The sequence below is a fragment of the Sphingomonas sp. PWP1-2 genome (genome assembly GCF_049898305.1).
Taxonomy (GTDB): domain Bacteria; phylum Pseudomonadota; class Alphaproteobacteria; order Sphingomonadales; family Sphingomonadaceae; genus Sphingomonas; species Sphingomonas glacialis.
In genome coordinates, this window is record NZ_JAFCXM010000005.1 from 344,152 (window position 1) to 360,617 (window position 16,466).

The following is a 16,466-nucleotide window of genomic DNA, read 5'->3' on the forward strand; positions in this document are numbered from 1 at the left end:
TGCCCGACACCGACCGACAGCGGAACGCTGGCGGCGGAAGCCGGGTGGGGGTAGAGGACCCAGATAGTCATGCGACCCGATATCCTCAATCCATTGTTCGCCGAAGTCACGGCGCTGAAGGGCATCGGCCCGGCACTCGCCAAACCGCTCGACCGGCTCGGCCTGTCGCGCGTCGTCGATGTCGCCTTCCATCTGCCGACCGGCTGGGTCGATCGTCTCGCGCGTGAAGAGCTCGACATGGCCGATGCCGGGCGGGTGATCGCGATCACGCTGACCGCGCAATCGTACCGCTCGAGCGCGGGGCGCGGGCCGACGCGGGTCCATGCGACCGATGCGCTCGGCAACGTCGTCAGCCTCGTCTATTTCGGCGGGAATTCGGGCTGGGCGAAGAAGTTGCTGCCGGTCGGCGAGCCACGCCGCGTGTCGGGCCGGCTCGAAATGTACGGGCAGGATCTGCAAATGGTCCACCCCGACTATGTCTTGCCGCTCGAGGAAGCCGGCGACACGCCCGAGCGCGAGGCGATCTATCCGCTGTCGGAGGGGATGACCTCGAAGCGGCTCGGCCAGCTCGCCGCGCAGGCGATCGAACGCGCGCCAGACCTGACCGAATGGATCGAGCCTGGGTTACTCGCCAAGCAGCAATGGCCCGCCTGGCGCGAGGCGCTCGCGCGGATCCACGCCGATCCCTCCGACGCGATGGCGCGCGAGCGGCTGGCGTATGACGAGATCTTTGCCAACCAGCTGGCACTGATGCTTGTGCGCCAATCGTCGCGGGCAAGGCGGGGACGGGCGCTCGCGGGGACCGGCAAGCTGCGCGATGCGCTGCGGCTGCCTTATGAGCTCACCGGCGCGCAGGCGCGTACCGTGCGCGAGATCGAGGGCGACCTCGCCCAGCCGCAACCGATGCTGCGCTTGCTGCAAGGCGATGTCGGCTCGGGCAAGACGCTCGTCGCGACGCTCGCGATGCTCGTCGCGGTCGAGGCGGGCGCGCAGGCGGCATTGCTCGCGCCGACCGAGATCCTCGCGCGCCAGCATTACGAATCGCTGCGCCGCACGCTCGCCGGGCTGCCGGTCGAGGTCGCGGTGCTCACCGGGCGCGACAAGGGCAAGGTGCGCGAGGCGACGCTGATGGGGCTCGCCGCGGGGACGATCGACATCCTGATCGGCACGCACGCGATCTTTCAGGAGGCGGTCGCCTACAAGGATCTCGGGCTGGTCGTGGTCGACGAGCAGCATCGCTTCGGCGTCGCGCAGCGGATGATGCTCCAGGCCAAGGCCAAGGCCGCACCGCATTTGCTGGCGATGACGGCAACGCCGATCCCGCGCACGCTGACGCTCGCCAATTATGGCGAGATGGATGTCAGCCAGCTCGACGAGATGCCCCCGGGCAGGCAGCCGATCGAGACGCGCGTGATTTCCGAGGACCGGCTCGCCGATGTCGTCGATGCGCTCGGCCGACATTTGTCTGACGAGGGCCAGGCATACTGGGTCTGCCCCTTGGTTGAGGAAAGCGAGAAGAGCGACATGGCCGCCGCCGAGGCGCGCGCCGAGACGCTGCGTGCGCGCTTCGGCAACCGCGTCGGGCTGGTCCACGGCAAGATGAAGCCCGCCGAGAAGGACGCGGTGATGAGCGCGTTCTCGGCCGGGCAGCTCGGCGTGCTCGTCGCGACGACGGTGATCGAGGTCGGGGTCGACGTGCCCAATGCGACGCTGATCGTGATCGAACATGCCGATCGCTTCGGGCTCGCGCAGCTCCACCAGCTGCGCGGTCGTGTCGGGCGCGGCTCGGGCAAGTCGAACTGCCTGCTGATCCGCGGCGGGTCGCTCAGCGAAACGTCGCGCGCGCGGCTCGCCTTGATGCGCGAGACGACCGATGGCTTCCGCATCGCCGAGGAAGATCTGCGCTTGCGCGGGGCAGGGGAGCTGCTCGGCACCAAGCAATCGGGCGAGGCGGGCTTTCGTTTGGCCACGCCCGACATGCTGATGACGCTCCTTCCGGTCGCGACCGACGATGCGCGGCTGCTGATCGACCGCGACGGCGGGCTCGAGGGTGCACGCGGGCAGGCGGCGCGCACCGCGCTCTATCTGTTCGAGCGCGATGCCGGGGTTGCGCTGTTGCGGTCCGGCTGAGCGCTACTTCGCCTTCAACAGCACCGCGAGCAGTTCGTAATATTCGGGCAATGCGATCGCCACGTCGAGTTCGCAGCCGATCCGCCCGCCAAGCGCCCAGCGGATCTCGGCAACCACCACCCCGACCACCGGCAGCGTGACGCGAAGCCGATCGCCGACGCCGTAGCTCAGGTCGCACCGCGCCATCAGCCCGGCGGCCGAGAGATTTACGATCAGCAAGGAGAGTTGCCGCGCGTCGGGCCCGAACGCCCGTGCGCGGTAATGTACTTCGTCGCGGACGAGCGTCCGGCTCTCCGCTGTCGCCAAGTCCAACGCCTTACCCATTACCAGCCCCCTCTTGGGTGGCCTCGACGCTAGGGCCGCGGGTGTGAAGCAGTACGGAACGAACCCGCTTAACAGCGGATTACCCGAACTGTGGCGCAATCAGCCGCGGACGAGCAAGCCGTGGTTCTTCTTGCCTGCCGCGATCCGCACCGGCGCATCGCCGACGCTGACGATCATCGCTTCGTCGCTGACCTTGTCGGCACCGACGCGCGCGCCACCGCCCTTGATCAGCCGCTTCGCTTCGCCCTTCGACGCAGCGAAGCCCAGGCCGATCAACGCGTCGACGATGCCGATATCGCCGCTCACGGTGAAGGTCGGCAGCGAGCCGCCCGCCGCCCCTTCCTCGAAGGTCCGGCGCGCGGTTTCGGCGGACTCGAGTGCCGCGGCTTCACCACGGCACATCGTGGTCGCGGCGTTGGCGAGGACGATCTTGGCGGCGTTGATCTCGGCGCCCTCGAGCGCCTCGAGCCGCGCGATCTCGTCGAGCGGCAGATCGGTGAACAGCCGCAGGAAGCGCCCGACGTCGCGGTCGTCGGTATTGCGCCAGAATTGCCAGTAATCGTAATGCGGCAGCTGGTCCTCGTGGAGCCACACCGCGCCCGACATGGTCTTGCCCATCTTCCCGCCGTCGGCGGTGGTGATGAGCGGCGTCGTGATGCCGAACACCTCGGTCCCGTCCATCCGGCGCGAAAGCTCGATCCCGTTGACGATGTTGCCCCACTGGTCCGATCCGCCCATTTGCAGCCGGCACCCGGCGCGGCGCGACAGTTCGAGGAAGTCGTAAGCCTGGAGGATCATGTAGTTGAATTCGAGGAACGACAGCGATTGCTCGCGGTCGAGCCGCAGCTTGACCGAGTCGAACCCGAGCATGCGATTGACCGAGAAATGCTGGCCGACGTCGCGCAGGAACGGGATGTATTCGAGCTTGTCGAGCCACTCGGCGTTGTCGAGCATGATCGCGTCCGACGGGCCGTCCCCAAAAGTCAGGAAGCGTTCGAAGATGCGGCGGATCGAGGCGACATTGTGCGCGATCCCGTCATGGTCGAGCAGCTTGCGGGCCTCGTCCTTGAAGCTCGGATCGCCGATCTTTCCGGTGCCGCCGCCCATCAGCACGATCGGCTTGTGGCCGGCCTGCTGGAGCCGGCGCAGCAGCATGATCTGCACCAGGCTGCCGACATGGAGCGAGGGCGCGGTCGGATCGAAGCCGATATAGCCCGGCACGACTTGCTTCGCCGCAAGCGCATCGAGCGCCGCCGCGTCGGTGGTCTGGTGGATATAGCCGCGCGTCGAAAGCAGGCGGAGGAGATCGGAAGTTTGCTCGGTCATTCCGCGCGCATAGCCGATTTTTGCGTTCGTTAAATCCCCGGCAATTGCCGTTGCGGATCGACCGGGGTGCGGCCCTTGCGCATTTCGAAATGAACCTCGGGCCGGCTCGCCGCGCCCGAATCGCCCGACAGTGCGATCGTCTGGCCGCGCTTGACCGCCTGACCGCGCCGGACGAGCAACTGGCTGGCATTGGCATAGACCGTCGTCCAGCTCGACCCGTGCTTAACGATCACCAGGCCGCCGAGCGTCGGAACCCCGCTGCCGGCATAAGCCACGACGCCGTCCGCCGAGGCGAGAATCGGCGTGCCGATCGGCACGGCGATGTTGACGCCGTTGAACTTCTCACCCGAAGCGCCGGGGCCGAAGCGCGTGATGATCTTGCCGTGGACCGGCCAGGCGAAGCCGCTCGTCAACTGCGCCGGCTCGGCGACCGCTTGCGTCGGCGCGAGCACGCGGCGCGGCGACGCGGTCGGCTGGGCGGGGCGCTGGTTGGCCGCGAGCGCGGGCTCGCTGCCGGTGAGGATATCATCGATGTCGAGCGTGAAGGCGGCGGCGCGCTCGGCCGCCGAACTGCCGCCAGCGGTGCCCGGGATCAAAACGCGCATCCCGACGCGCAGCGTGTAGGGCGCGGTCAAATCGTTGGCGGCGATGATCCGCGACCAATCGACCGCATAGGCGCGCGCGATCGCGATGCCGGTCTGGCCCGCGCGCACGAGATGATAGCGCCCGCCCGGGATCGTCAGCCGCTGGCCGGCGCGCACCACGAAGGGCGGAGGCAGCTGGTTTGCGCGCGCGATCGCTTCGGATCCGCCGCCGGTACGATCGGCAATCGCGCGCAGCGTGTCGCCAGGGCGGACGAGATAGGTGGTCGTATCGATCGTCGCGGCATCGGCGGTGACGGGGCGGGCTTGCCACGCCGGCAAGGGCGCGGGGAGGGCGGAGACGCGTTCGTCGATGCGGCGCGGTTCGTAGCGTTCGGGCTGTGTATCGTCGCGCGGGCCGGTCCGTTCGTCGCGCCACGCCGTATCCTGGCGATCGCGCGGCGGGCGATACCCGCGGTCGGGTCGGTCGGGATTGGGAATACACGCGCCGAGCGTCGTCAACAGCAGCATTGCCGCCCAGCCGTATTCCCTGCCCCGCACCATCCCCGTCCCCCTGATCGCCCCGACCGTTACGTGTAGAGCTGGTTAAGCATAGCGAGCGACGCGTGATGTGTCAGGTCGAGATGCAAGGGCGTCACCGCGATGAACCCGTCGGCCACGGCTTCGAGATCGGTCGAATGCGCCGGCGTGTCGATCGGCGGACCGAGCGCGAACCAGTGATAGTCATACCCGCGCGGATCGCGATTGGTGACGATCTGCAAGCGGCCATAGTCGCGCAGCCCCTGTTGCGCGATCCGGATGCCCTTCACCGCATCGGCCGCGCCTGCCGGGAAATTGACGTTGACGAGCGTGCGCGGCTCGAGTGGTGCATCGATCAGCGGGCGCAGCACGCGCTCGCCCCATGCCGCGGCGGCATCGAACGGGACGGTGTCGCCCATGCCCTGCTTGTCATAGACCTGGCTCAGCGCGATCGAGCGAACGCTCGCGAGCGCGCCCTCCATCGCCGCCGAGACGGTGCCCGAATAGGTCACGTCCTCGGCAAGGTTGGCGCCGCGATTGACCCCCGACAGGATCAGGTCTGGCTTGTGATCGGCCATGATCCTGGCGAGCGCCATCATCACCGCGTCGGTCGGCGTTCCCGCGACGGCAAAGCGCTGCTCGCCATGCTGGCGGACGCGGATCGGCCGGGTGAGCGTCAGCGAATGGCCCGCGCCCGATTGCTCGTCGGCGGGGGCGACGACCCACACATCGTCCGAAAAGCGCGCCGCGATCGCCTCGAGCACCTTGAGGCCGGGGGCGTGATAGCCGTCATCGTTGGTGAGCAAGATGCGCATCGGATCTCTTTCAAATTCGAACCAACTCCCGTTCGCCCTGAGCTTGTCGAAGGGCTGCTCGCCACACATTCCGAAGTGTGTGTGGCGAGCAGTGCTTCGACAGGCTCAGCACGAACGGTTCGGGTCAGTGCTTGGGCTCCAACCGCGTCACGCCACCCATATAGGGTAGCAGCGCCTCCGGCACCGTGACGCTGCCGTCCGTATTCTGATAATTCTCGAGCACTGCCACCAACGTCCGCCCGACCGCGAGCCCCGAGCCGTTGAGCGTGTGGACGAACTCTGTCTTCTTCTCGCCCGCGACGCGGTAGCGCGTGTTCATCCGTCGCGCCTGGAACGCACCGGTGTTCGAGCACGAACTGATCTCACGATACGCGTTCTGGCCGGGCAGCCAGACTTCGAGGTCGTAGGTCTTGCGCGCGCCGAAGCCCATGTCGCCGGTGCAGAGCAACAGCTTGCGATAGGGCAAGTTCAGGCGTTCGAGGATCGTCTCGGCGGCGCGGACCATGCGCTGGTGCTCGGCCTCGCTGTCGTCGGGGCGCACGACGCTGACGAGCTCGCATTTCTCGAACTGGTGCTGGCGGATGAAGCCGCGCGTGTCGCGTCCGGCCGCGCCCGCTTCGGAACGGAAGCACAAAGTAAGCGCGGTCAGCCGCAGCGGGAGCGCGCTTTCATCGAGCAATTCGCCCATCACGCTCGCAGTCAGGCTGACTTCGCTCGTCGGGATGAGCCAGCGATCGTCGGTCGTGCGGAAGCTGTCCTCGGCGAACTTCGGCAGCTTGTCGGTGCCGTACATCGCCTCATTCTTGACGAGCACGGGCGGGTTGCATTCCTCATAGCCATGCTCGCGCGTTTGAACGTCGAGCATGAACTGGCCGAGCGCACGGTGCAGCCGCGCCATGTCGCCGCGCAGGAAGGTGAAACGCGCACCCGAAAGCCGCGCGCCGGTCTCGAAATCCATGCCGAGCGCAGGCGCGAGATCGGCATGTTCGCGCGGCGTGAAGTCGAAGCCGCGCGGGGTGCCCCAGCGGGCGACTTCGACATTCTCTCCTTCGCCCGCGCCGTGCGGCACGTCGTCGGCGGGCAGATTGGGGATGATCTCGAGCGCGGCCTTGAGCTGTGCCGCGACATCCTTTTCCTCGGCCTCGATCGCGTGCATCCGCTCCTTCAACGCGGCGACCTCGGCCATCAGGCTGGCGGCGGTGGCGTCGTCCTTCTTGGCCTTGGCCGCACCGATCGCCTTCGAGGCTTCGTTGCGGCGCGCCTGGCCGGTCTGCGCTTCGGTGATCAGCGCGCGGTGGCGCTCGTCGAGCGCGACCAGCCCGGCGGCGAGCGGCGACAGCCCGCGACGCGCGAGCGCGGCATCGAAGGCGGCAGGGTTTTCGCGGATCGATCGGATATCATGCATGGTCGCAGGCTATGCCCAGCCTGCCGCAAGCGCGCAACCCGCGCGGCACGCGGCGCGTTGCCCGAGATACCACCAACCATAAGAGGCCAGCGCCCATGCAGATTTCCCACAACGCCGTCGTGCTCGTCGCCGATGGCCGCAAGTCGCTGTTCCTGCGCAACGAGGGCGACGCGACGCATCCGAACCTCGTCGTCGAGCGCGCGGTCGAGCAGATCAATCCGAGCGACGGCGAGCAGAAGACCGACCACGCCGGACGCTCGTCGTCGAGCGTCGGTGGCGGCCATAATTCGATGGCCGAGGTCGATTTCCACCAGCAGGAGGAAGACCGCTTCGCCGCCGACACCGCCGCGCTGCTCAAGAAGCGTGCGCTGGCGAACGATTACGACCAGCTGTTCGTCGTCGCCCCGCCGCGGACGCTCGGCGAGCTGCGCAAGCATTATCACAGCGAAGTCAGCGCGCGGTTGAGCGGCGAGCTCGACAAGGATCTGACCGGCCATCCGATCGACCAGATCGAAAAGGCGCTGCAAGCCGCCTGAAACAAAGCGGGCTCCCGCGATGGTCGCGGGAGCCCGTTTGTATTCGCGCGATCAGCCGGTCAGGCGGCGATGGCGTTCCGCTTGGTGAAGCGCTTGCGCGCGACGAGCGCTGCCGCCGCTGCGCCGAACAGCAGGACCATCGGCGGCGCTGGCACTGGTGCGGGCGGGCCATCGGGATTGCCGGGGGTGCAGTTCGCGCCGCAGCTCGAGCTGCCATAGCTGCTGCTGCCCCAATTGCTGCTCGAATTCCAACCGTGGCTGCTCGATCCATAGCTGCTCGAGCTGGCCGACGAGGTGCTCGTGCTCGATCCGTTCGACGAACTGGCCGACGAGACATTGCCGCTCGATGCCGAGGAGACGTTGCCGCTCGACGATGTCGACGACGAAGAGGCCGACGAAACGTTGCCGCTCGAGGAGGTCGACGACGACACATCGCCGCTGCTGCCGCCCGACGCGGAGGAGACGTTGCCGCTCGACGACGATCCGCCCGTCGACGACGTGCTCGACACGGTCGCGCCGCCGGTGCTGGTCGAGGATCCGCCGCTGCCGCCCGACGACGAGGTGCTGGAGACTGCACCACTCGACGTGGAGGAGCCGCCGGTCGAGGTCGAGGAGCCGCCGGTCGAGGTCGAGGAGCCGCCGGTCGAGGTAGAGGAACCGCCGGTCGATGTCGACGAGCCGCCAGTCGAGGTCGACCCGCCGCTGGTGGACGAACTGGTCGAAGATCCGCCCGACGATACGTTGACGACGGTGCCGCTGCTGCCGGTCGACGTCGACGATATCGTGATGTTGCCGCCGCCTCCGCCGCCACCGCCGCCACCGAAGAAGCCCCCAGCAAAGAAGCCGCCGCCGCCGCCGAAGCCGCCGCCGATCACCGCTGGGCCAAAGCCGCCCGGAGACCCGTTAAAACCGTTGAACGCGGGCGGCAGTGGGATCGGCGCGCCCTGCGTCGTCACCACGACCACTTGCGGTGGCGGGGTGGTACGCGTCGTCGTCACGACTCGACGGACCCGGCGCACCGAGGCCACCGCTGTCTTGCGTACGATTCGCTTGGTCTTGTGGACATAGGCCGTGCGGGCCCGAGACGAATCCGCGACATGCACCGCGCCGCCGCCGATGATCGCGCCGCCGCACGCACAGGCACACAGTTTCGCCAAGGCCATCCGCACCGACATATCGCCACTCTCTCTTTACCGTTAAATCAATACTATATGGCGTTCCACGGTAAGTTTCGCCACGTCGCTTTATCGGGTAAACGGCAACAAATCGTTACGTTCAAGCGCGTTCCCCACCTCACAACCCTTAATCCACGATTTTGTCACATTCGCAAAGGTTGATTGTGAGTTAACGTTTCGTCTTGGGACACAGGCGCGTTCGCCGCTCGCACGGCGCCCATGCGTGTTCGGGTGGGTGCGGGAAAAGCACATCACGCGAAGCAACCGAAGAAGATCGCATCGGATTGCTTGTGGAGCTTCAAGGGCATGGCTATAGGCCCGCACGACGTGAGTTGACCCGGGGGCGGACCCACGATGCGTTCGGCATCGTGCGGCTGTGGGAGAAAATGGGATGGCGACGGTCTTGAATCGACACGATGACTCCGCGAAGTTCGCAGTGCCGCCCGTCGGCGGTGATGACGGCTACCGGCCAAGCGCCGACGAAGAGTTCATGAACCCGCGGCAGCAGGCGTATTTCCGCGCCAAGCTGCAGGGGTGGAAGGACTCGATCCTGCGCGAGGCGGCAGGAACGCTGTCGCAGCTCCAAGTCGATACGCTGCGCGAAGCCGATCTGACCGATCGCGCGTCAAGCGAGACCGACTGGTCGATCGAACTGCGCACGCGCGATCGCCAGCGCAAGCTCATCTCCAAGATCGAAGCGGCGATGCGCCGAATCGATGAAGGCGAATATGGCTATTGCGAGGTGACCGGCGAACCGATCTCGCTCGCCCGGCTCGAGGCACGCCCGATCGCGACGATGACGGTCGAGGCGCAGGAGCGCCACGAACGCCAGGAAAAGATTTCGCGCGAAGAGTGATCTTCCGCATCTGTTAAGTGGTTCGATACATTTCCCCGGCTATCACGATCATAACGGAGGCCGTAAGTTTCAGGCGATGGATCAATATTCCCACGATCCCCTCAGCGCTCCCGACGAGGATGGCGCCCACAACCGGCAGGAGTCGCGCGACAGCCTTTTCCTGATGGCGGATTTCCGCGTCGTCGGTGGTAGCGAGGTTCGTCCGCTCCGGGTGCGCAATCTGTCGGCCGGTGGCTTGATGGCCGAACTCCAGGGTGGGCTCGAACAGGGCCTGCGCGTCGAATTCGATGTGCGGGGAATTGGCTGGGTGCCCGGGCAGGTTGCTTGGTCGGCGGCCGGGCGCATTGGCGTGGCGTTCGACCAGCAGATCGATCCGCTGCTGGCGCGCAAGCCCGTCGGGCAGGGCGCGCAAACGCCAACCTTTGTAAAGCCGATCTTCGGTCGCCCGCTTCGCTGAGTCGATCGATCGGCAGGTAAGCGGACCCGGACGCGCTGCGCCCGGGCCCTGTGGCGTCAGATTTGCGCCAATTCCTGTTTGATCCTGAGCTTCTGCTTCTTCAGCGCGGCCAGCGTAACGGCGTCGGGTAAGGGACGCTGCGCTTCGGTGGCGATCTGTCGATCGAGGACTGCATGCTTGGCCGTCAGGGCCGAATGATGCGCGGTCTGCATGGATGCGTACCTCCTTCATGAGCTGCTTGGGGGAGCGAATAGAACCATGCTTGAGGTTAATTGTCTTCCCTCATTTTGCGGGATCGCGACGCGCGCACCGAATTGCGCGACCGGTCGATTTTATCCGTGTCGCAGCCACGCGATTTGCTAAGACGGGGCAATCGAGCGGGGACCGAATGGACGACAGCCTTATCGCAAAGCGCCTCGAGGTGTTACGCGTCGAACATCGAGATCTGGATTCGGCCATAGGCGCGCTGATCGACAGCGGCTCGGCGGACCAGCTCCAGCTTGCGCGGTTCAAGAAGCGCAAGCTGCGGCTGCGCGACGAGATCGCGCTGCTCGAAGACCAGTTGATTCCCGACATCATCGCCTAGGCCACCAGCGTCTGGCGCGCCGCTCCGCTTTGGGACATGCCGCCGCAAATCTGCGATGGACGCGCTACCTTTGCGCCTTCGATTATGGCTAAGGTCAGCGATGCGAGTAAATTGGCACGACTTACGGATGCAGCGGCGCGTGATAGACACGCTGTATATTGATGCGATGGTGCTGGCCGACGAAGCCCGCAGCTATTTCGATGAGGGCGGGCGCGCCGATCGCGAAGCGCTCGATCCGATGGCGCGCGTCGCCTTCTCGTGCGAATCGCTCAAGGTCACGACTCGCTTGATGCACATCATCGCCTGGCTGCTGACGCAGCGCGCGGTTGAGGCGGGGGAAATGCTGCCGCGTGACGCGCTCGATCCGTCGCGCCGGCTCGGCACCGCGCCGGTGACCGATTCGGTGGCGCTCGAACAGATGCCCGAATCGGCGCGCACGCTGATCGCGGCGAGCGTGGAATTGCATGGCCGCGTCGCGCGGCTCGACGATGCCAGCGCGGGCGTAGACCTCGAGATCGAAAGCCCGGTGCGATCGCTGCACCAGCGGCTGGCGATGGCGTTCTAGCCCGCCGCGCGAGCCTATGAGGCGAGGGGGCCGGATCCGTCCGGCCCCGGTCGTTCAGAGCTTCAGCCGCTCGCGCGCCGCGCGGTACTGCGCTTCGAACCGGTCGACCATCGCCGCGACCGACTCGATGCGCTCGATCACGCCGATCCCCTGGCCCGATCCCCAGATTTCCTTCCACGCCTTGGGCTTGGCGCCGTTGCCGGTGCCGAAGTCCATCGTCTTGAGATCACCTTCGGGCAGCGCATCGGGGTCCATGCCCGCCGCGACGATCGAGGCGCGCAGGTAATTGCCGTGCACGCCGGTGAACAGGTTCGAATAGACGATGTCGGCGGCCTTGCCCTCGACGATCCCCTGTTTGTACGCGGCCTCGGCATTCGCCTCGAGCGAGGCGATGAAAGGTGAGCCCATATAGCCGAAATCGGCGCCCATCGCTTGCGCTGCGAGGATGGCGTCGCCCGTTGCGATCGAGCCCGACAAGGCGAGCGGTCCGTCGAACCACTGCCGGATTTCCTGGATGATCGCGAAGGGCGACAGCCGCCCTGCGTGCCCGCCCGCGCCGGCGGCAACCGCGATCAGCCCGTCGGCGCCCTTTTCGATCGCCTTGCGCGCGAAGCGGTCGTCGATCACGTCGTGCAGCGTGATCCCGCCCCAGCTGTGCACCGCGGTGTTGAGATCCTCACGTGCGCCGAGCGAGGTGATGACGATCGGCACTTGCCACTTCGCGCAGGTCGCGAGGTCGGCCTCGAGCCGCTCGTTCGAGCGATGGACGATCTGGTTGACCGCGAACGGCGCCGCCGGGCGCTCGGGATGGTCGCGGTTATGCGCCGCCAGTTCCTCGGTGATGCGGTGGAGCCATTCGTCGAGCATCGCTTGCGGTCGCGCGTTGAGCGCGGGGAAGGATCCGACGATCCCCGCCTTGCACTGCGCGATCACCAGTTCGGGACCCGAGATGATAAACAGCGGCGAGCCGATCAGGGGAAGCCGCAGCGACGAGAGGAGGGGCGGTGTGCTCATGTCCGTTTCATAGCGCAACCGAAAGGACTGTCCAGCGGCCTCGATTTGCCTCGCGTGCAGAAAGCCTTATGGCGCGCAAATCCCCGTTTGTTTCCGGAGTAACGAAGTGAAGCTCACCCTTGCCGCCGCGCTGTTGCTCGGAACCGCGACTCCTGCTTTCGCTGTCGGGCAATTGCCCAGTGGCATCGCGCCGGTCGCCTATGACATCACGATTCGCCCCGACGCCAAGGCGATGACCTTTTCGGGCGAGGAAACGATCAGCATCGCGGTGGCGAAGCCTACTCGCACGGTCGTGCTCAACGCCGCCGACCTCAAGATTTCGCGCGCGATGGTCGACGGGGCGGCGGTCCCCTTCACGATCGATACCACCAAGCAGCAGCTGACGTTGACGCTGCCGACGATGCTCGCCGCGGGCCAGCACCGTGTCCAATTCGCCTGGACCGGCACGATCAACACCTCGGCTGCGGGCCTGTTCGCGATCGATTACAGCAACCAGGACGGCTCGTCGTCACGGCTGCTGGTCACGCAGTTCGAGGCGCCCGATGCGCGCCGCTTCGCGCCGATGTGGGACGAGCCCGGCTACAAGGCGACCTTCAAGCTCAGCACCGTCGCGCCCGGCGACCAGACCGCTTTCTCGAACATGCCCGTCGCCAGCGTGACCAAGCAAGGCGACGGCACCAAGCTGTACCACTTTGCCGAGACGCCGAAGATGTCGAGCTATCTGCTCTTCCTCGGCATGGGCGATGTCGAGCGCAAGACGGTGATGGCGGGCAAGACCGAGATCGGTGTCATCACGCGCCGCGGCGTCGTCGACCAGGGCGATTACGCGCTCGAATCGGCCAAGCGCCTGCTGACCTATTACAACGACTATTTCGGCCAGCCCTATCCGCTGCCCAAGCTCGACATGATCGCCGGCCCGGGCTCGAGCCAGTTCTTCGGCGCGATGGAGAATTGGGGCGCGGTCTTCTATTTCGAGCCCGAATTGCTCTACGACAAGAAGCGCGCGACGCAGAGCGGCAAGCAGCGCATTTACACCGTCGTCGCGCACGAGATGGCGCACCAATGGTTCGGCGATCTCGTCACGATGAACTGGTGGGACGATCTCTGGCTCAACGAAGGCTTCGCCTCGTGGATGGAGAACAAGTCGAGCATCGACCTCAACCCCGACTGGTTCGCCGGCGCGACCGCGGTGGCGCAGGATCGCGAAGGCGCGCTGCAGGTCGATGCGACCGCCGCGACGCATCCGATCATCCGCCATGTCGAGACGGTCGACCAGATCGGCGAGGCGTTCGACGGGATCACCTACGCGAAGGGGCAGGCGGTCATCGGCATGATGGAGTCGACGCTCGGCCCGGATGTGTTCCGCGACGGCATCCGCCGCTACATGGCGAAGTACAAATACGGCAACACCACGACCGATCAGCTGTGGGCCGAGCTTTCGGCCGCCGCAGGGCGCTCGGTCGCCGACGTCGCGCACGATTTTACGCTCCAGCCCGGCGTCCCGCTCGTCACGATGACGGGCGCGCGCTGTGTCGCGGGCAAGACGCAGGTGAGGCTGACGCAAGGCCGTTTCGGCTATGATGCGACCGCCAAGCAGCCGCTCGACTGGCACGTGCCGCTGACGCTCGGTGTGGTCGGACAGCCGGTGACGCGCGCCGTGGTGCGCGGGGCGAAGCCGACGACGGTCAGCGTGGGCGGCTGCGGCACCGTCGTGCTCAACCGCGACAAGGGGTCGTATGCGCGCGTTCTCTACAGCCAGGCTGGGCATGACGCGATCGTGCGCGACTTCGGCACGCTCGCACTGACCGATCAGCTCGGCACGCTCGGCGACGATTTCGCGCTCGCCAAGGGCGGCAACCAGAAGCTCGATCGCTATTTCGCCGATGTCGCGGCGGTCGCGCCCGATGCGAACCCCTTGCTGTGGCAGACGATTGCCGGGCAGCTCGCTGACCTCGAGGGCCGCTTGCCCAAGGGCGCGGCGAAGGACGCGATGCGCGTGCGAGTCCGCGCGACGCTTGCTCCGGCGATGCAGCGTGTCGGCTTCACCGCGACCAAGGACGAATCGCCGCTCGTTGCAACGCTGCGCGAAACGCTGATCGCGGTGCTCGGCCATCGCGGCGACCCTGCGATTGCGGACAAGGCGCGCGGCTATGTCGCCGCATTGGCGACCAACCCCGATGCGATCCCGGCGGCGATCCGTCAGCCGATCCTCGGCACGTACGCGACCAATGCGACGCCGGCCGAATGGGACGCGCTGCTCAAGCTGACGCTCGCCGAGAAGAATCCGGTGGTGAAGAACGGCTATGTCCGCTTGCTCGGCGCGGCCGAGGACGATGCGCTCGCGCAGCGCGCGCTCGATCTTTTGACCACCGACCGCTTCACTGCGCCGCAAAAGGCCGGTTTGCTCAAGGCGGTGGCGGGCGGCCATCCCGACATGGCGTTCGGCTTCGCGCTTGCGCATCTGCCGCTCGTCAACACGCTGGTCGAGACGAGCACACGCGCCGGCTTCGTCGCGAGCCTGGGCGCGGGGTCGGACGATCCGGCGATGCCGGGCAAGATTACCGCGTTCGCCGCGGCCAATCTGCCGCCAGCGGCGCGTGGCGGTGCCAAGGCGATCGTCGCTTCGATGGCAGCACGGCAGATGGTGAATGCCCGCATCCGCGGCGACATTGCGGCGTGGGCGACCGGCGGACAGTAAGCGGCATGCGGCTTCCCCGGCGTAGAGCGCCGGGGAAGGGGGGTATTCAGTCGATCCGCGTGAGCCCGGCGGCATATTTGCGGCCATTCGCGACATAATGCTCGGCCGAGACGCGCAGCATCGCCTGCGCGGCGTCGTCGAGCGTACGGACGGCGCGGGCAGGCGCGCCGACGATCAGGCTGCCAGGCGGGAATACCTTGCCCTCGGTCACCAGCGCGCCAGCGCCGACGATCGATCCTTCGCCGATCTCGGCGTGGTTGAGCACGATCGCGCCCATCCCGATCAGCACGCGGTCGCCGATCGTGCAGCCATGCAGCACGGCGTGGTGGCCGATCGTGCAGTCTTCGCCGATGGTGAGCGGGGCGCCCGGGTCCGAATGGCACATCGCGCCTTCCTGGATGTTGCTGCGCGCCCCGACGATCATCGGCGTATTGTCGCCGCGCACGACCGCGCCGAACCAGATGCTGACATCGTCGCCGAGCCGTACGTCGCCGATCAGCTCAGCGCTCGGCGCGATCCAGGTCGCTTCGCCCAGCGTCGGGCGGAGTCCGTCGATTTCATAAAGCGGCATGGCGATCCTCATGGGTTGTGCAGGCATCGTGCACATCGATTGGCGCGGTCGGCAAGCCGCACGCCGTTTTACGCCGCCGGTTCCGCGGCTTGATCCGGCTCAAGCAGATATAAAGACACGCATTTCTGCGGACCTCGGCGCGTGCACGTGGCGTTGATACGCTATTGCAACCGAGAGGAAGACAACATGGCCATCAAGTTTGCCGGAACGATCAACGCCCTCAATCGCGGTATCGCCTCGACCAAGCCCGACAAGGGCGGCGACATGATCGAGGATTGGGAAGCCGCACTCGCGGATATCGACACGCCGGGCGCAAAGGGCATTCTTCGCGACCTCGCGTCCTTACGCAAACAGCTCGAGCGCGAAGCGCCTGATGCCGATCGAGTTCACGCATTGCTCCATCGTCTCGGCGAGGCGACGACGCGGATCGCCGAGAAGGCCGAGACTAATCAGGAAAAGCTGAAGACGCTGGGCGAGGCACTGACCGAGGCGGGTGAAGATCAGCCCGACGAGGCAGAGGATGTTGCAGCGGCGGCGTCTCCTAAGCGTGGTCGCGCTAAGGCGTGATCATAGGGGGCAGGGCAGACCTGCCCCGACTTGCTCGAACGGTCGGAAGGCGTGGAATGCTCCGCAGGCCGCGCATCTGACATCGCAGTAGCTGTGCAGAGCCCACGGAGATCCCAGGATTTCCGCGGGCTCAGCGCGTGTTTGAAAGAAAATTGCAAAAAACCGTTTGACCGAATCAAACACCCCGACTAGAGACCACTCCACCGCAGCGACGGACCGGACGGTTCGCTTCTGCAGTCACCAAATTGTCGGCGCCGAGGGGCTCTTTGAAAAGAGGGCATTTCCTTAGCGTCGGTATTTTGCGCTCTTTGACATTGTCG

Annotated in this window: 18 protein-coding genes; 9 read left to right on the forward strand and 9 right to left on the reverse strand. The window is 66.4% G+C overall.

Annotation, left to right across the window (positions count from 1 at the left end; all coding sequences use genetic code 11):
* The first annotated feature begins 69 nt into the window (after positions 1-69).
* Complete coding sequence (gene recG, locus ACP7C5_RS14985; protein ID WP_426264832.1) at positions 70-2,130, forward strand: ATP-dependent DNA helicase RecG; 2,061 nt, start codon at positions 70-72, stop codon at positions 2,128-2,130.
* A 3-nt stretch (positions 2,131-2,133) separates the two neighbouring features.
* Here recG and ACP7C5_RS14990 read toward each other — a convergent pair whose 3' ends face one another.
* The 5 genes from ACP7C5_RS14990 to serS form a co-directional block, all read right to left on the reverse strand.
* Entirely contained in the window at positions 2,134-2,454 is a 321-nt protein-coding gene (locus tag ACP7C5_RS14990) for a PilZ domain-containing protein (RefSeq protein ID WP_133187529.1), read from the reverse strand.
* 99 nt (positions 2,455-2,553) lie between these two features.
* Positions 2,554-3,780, reverse strand: a complete 1,227-nt coding sequence (gene tyrS / locus ACP7C5_RS14995; RefSeq protein WP_426264833.1) for a tyrosine--tRNA ligase — start codon at positions 3,778-3,780, stop codon at positions 2,554-2,556.
* A 29-nt stretch (positions 3,781-3,809) separates the two neighbouring features.
* A complete protein-coding gene (locus ACP7C5_RS15000; RefSeq protein ID WP_426264834.1) occupies positions 3,810-4,925 on the reverse strand; it encodes a peptidoglycan DD-metalloendopeptidase family protein in 1,116 nt (371 codons plus the stop codon).
* Positions 4,926-4,951: 26 nt separating this feature from the next.
* On the reverse strand, positions 4,952-5,716 hold the full coding sequence (gene surE / locus ACP7C5_RS15005; protein ID WP_426264835.1) for a 5'/3'-nucleotidase SurE: 765 nt from the start codon (positions 5,714-5,716) through the stop codon (positions 4,952-4,954).
* Between the two features lie 124 nt (positions 5,717-5,840).
* Complete coding sequence (gene serS, locus ACP7C5_RS15010) at positions 5,841-7,121, reverse strand: serine--tRNA ligase (protein ID WP_426264836.1); 1,281 nt, start codon at positions 7,119-7,121, stop codon at positions 5,841-5,843.
* 95 nt (positions 7,122-7,216) lie between these two features.
* Between serS and ACP7C5_RS15015 the strand changes: the two genes are divergently transcribed.
* The gene (locus tag ACP7C5_RS15015; protein WP_189676936.1) at positions 7,217-7,657 is read left to right on the forward strand and encodes a host attachment family protein; all 441 of its coding nucleotides are present in this window, start codon (positions 7,217-7,219) and stop codon (positions 7,655-7,657) included.
* Between the two features lie 59 nt (positions 7,658-7,716).
* On the opposite strand, the gene ACP7C5_RS15020 is transcribed toward ACP7C5_RS15015, so the two are convergent.
* On the reverse strand, positions 7,717-7,812 hold the full coding sequence (locus tag ACP7C5_RS15020; RefSeq protein WP_133187541.1) for a PEP-CTERM sorting domain-containing protein: 96 nt from the start codon (positions 7,810-7,812) through the stop codon (positions 7,717-7,719).
* A gap of 145 nt (positions 7,813-7,957) precedes the next feature.
* On the opposite strand from ACP7C5_RS15020, the gene ACP7C5_RS15025 reads away from it, so the two are divergent.
* The 3 genes from ACP7C5_RS15025 to ACP7C5_RS15035 all read left to right on the forward strand — a co-directional run bounded on the left by ACP7C5_RS15025 (position 7,958) and on the right by ACP7C5_RS15035 (position 10,145).
* Entirely contained in the window at positions 7,958-8,725 is a 768-nt protein-coding gene (locus ACP7C5_RS15025) for a hypothetical protein (RefSeq protein ID WP_426264837.1), read from the forward strand.
* Between the two features lie 498 nt (positions 8,726-9,223).
* Entirely contained in the window at positions 9,224-9,688 is a 465-nt protein-coding gene (dksA, locus tag ACP7C5_RS15030) for an RNA polymerase-binding protein DksA (protein WP_133187545.1), read from the forward strand.
* 76 nt (positions 9,689-9,764) lie between these two features.
* Positions 9,765-10,145, forward strand: coding sequence for a PilZ domain-containing protein (locus ACP7C5_RS15035; RefSeq protein WP_133187547.1), 381 nt, complete (start codon positions 9,765-9,767; stop codon positions 10,143-10,145).
* Positions 10,146-10,201: 56 nt separating this feature from the next.
* Here ACP7C5_RS15035 and ACP7C5_RS15040 read toward each other — a convergent pair whose 3' ends face one another.
* On the reverse strand, positions 10,202-10,357 hold the full coding sequence (locus ACP7C5_RS15040; RefSeq protein ID WP_133187549.1) for a YdcH family protein: 156 nt from the start codon (positions 10,355-10,357) through the stop codon (positions 10,202-10,204).
* 176 nt (positions 10,358-10,533) lie between these two features.
* On the opposite strand from ACP7C5_RS15040, the gene ACP7C5_RS15045 reads away from it, so the two are divergent.
* Together ACP7C5_RS15045 and ACP7C5_RS15050 are read left to right on the forward strand one after the other, a co-directional pair.
* Complete coding sequence (locus ACP7C5_RS15045) at positions 10,534-10,731, forward strand: YdcH family protein (protein ID WP_133187551.1); 198 nt, start codon at positions 10,534-10,536, stop codon at positions 10,729-10,731.
* A gap of 127 nt (positions 10,732-10,858) precedes the next feature.
* The gene (locus ACP7C5_RS15050; RefSeq protein ID WP_133191919.1) at positions 10,859-11,296 is read left to right on the forward strand and encodes a DUF1465 family protein; all 438 of its coding nucleotides are present in this window, start codon (positions 10,859-10,861) and stop codon (positions 11,294-11,296) included.
* Between the two features lie 54 nt (positions 11,297-11,350).
* On the opposite strand, the gene ACP7C5_RS15055 is transcribed toward ACP7C5_RS15050, so the two are convergent.
* Positions 11,351-12,310 carry an NAD(P)H-dependent flavin oxidoreductase gene (locus ACP7C5_RS15055; protein ID WP_426264838.1) on the reverse strand — a complete coding sequence of 320 codons (960 nt, stop codon included), beginning with the start codon at positions 12,308-12,310 and terminating at the stop codon, positions 11,351-11,353.
* 106 nt (positions 12,311-12,416) lie between these two features.
* Here ACP7C5_RS15055 and ACP7C5_RS15060 point away from each other — a divergent pair, with 106 nt between their 5' ends.
* Entirely contained in the window at positions 12,417-15,008 is a 2,592-nt protein-coding gene (locus ACP7C5_RS15060) for a M1 family metallopeptidase (RefSeq protein WP_426264839.1), read from the forward strand.
* Positions 15,009-15,054: 46 nt separating this feature from the next.
* Here the strand turns inward: ACP7C5_RS15060 and ACP7C5_RS15065 are convergent, their stop codons facing one another.
* Complete coding sequence (locus ACP7C5_RS15065) at positions 15,055-15,579, reverse strand: gamma carbonic anhydrase family protein (RefSeq protein ID WP_133187557.1); 525 nt, start codon at positions 15,577-15,579, stop codon at positions 15,055-15,057.
* 186 nt (positions 15,580-15,765) lie between these two features.
* On the opposite strand from ACP7C5_RS15065, the gene ACP7C5_RS15070 reads away from it, so the two are divergent.
* Entirely contained in the window at positions 15,766-16,146 is a 381-nt protein-coding gene (locus tag ACP7C5_RS15070) for a hypothetical protein (RefSeq protein ID WP_426264840.1), read from the forward strand.
* The last annotated feature ends 320 nt before the right edge of the window (positions 16,147-16,466 follow it).